Here is a 487-nt window from a genome sequence, read left to right as displayed (position 1 = left end):
GTTTGCTGCCGACGCCGTTGTCACCGCAGCCGATTACGCTGAGGCCGACGCTGACCGCCCGGCCTTTTGGGCCCGGCAGGCGAGGGAACTGCTGACTTGGAACAAGGATTTTGACCAGACCCTTGACTGGTCCAACCCGCCGTTCGCCAAGTGGTTCGTCGGCGGCGAGGTCAACGCTGCCTACAACGCCCTGGACCGGCACGTGGAGAACGGGCTCGGGGACCGGGTGGCCATCTACTTCGAAGGCGAACCCGGGGACACCCGCACCTACACCTACGCCCAGCTCACCGAAGAGGTGAAGAAGGCCGCGAACGCGTTCGAATCCCTCGGCGTGGCCAAAGGCGACCGGGTGGCCGTCTACCTGCCCATGATCCCGGAAGCTGTCATCACGCTCCTGGCCTGCGCCCGGATCGGTGCGGTGCACTCCGTGGTGTTCGGCGGGTTCTCCGCCGAGGCCCTCCGGTCCCGGATCGATGACGCCGAGGCA

General features: G+C 66.7%; 1 protein-coding gene. It reads left to right on the top strand.

Going from position 1 to position 487, the window contains the following annotated elements:
* Positions 1-487: AMP-binding protein (locus tag DBR22_RS21750; protein ID WP_146187619.1), on the top strand; the 487-nt coding region annotated here is incomplete at both ends.

It is taken from the genome of Arthrobacter sp. HMWF013 (genome assembly GCF_003061105.1).
Lineage (GTDB): Bacteria > Actinomycetota > Actinomycetes > Actinomycetales > Micrococcaceae > Arthrobacter.
Note: the sequence above shows the minus strand (reverse complement) of the source record. Positions and strands in the feature narration are given on the sequence as shown.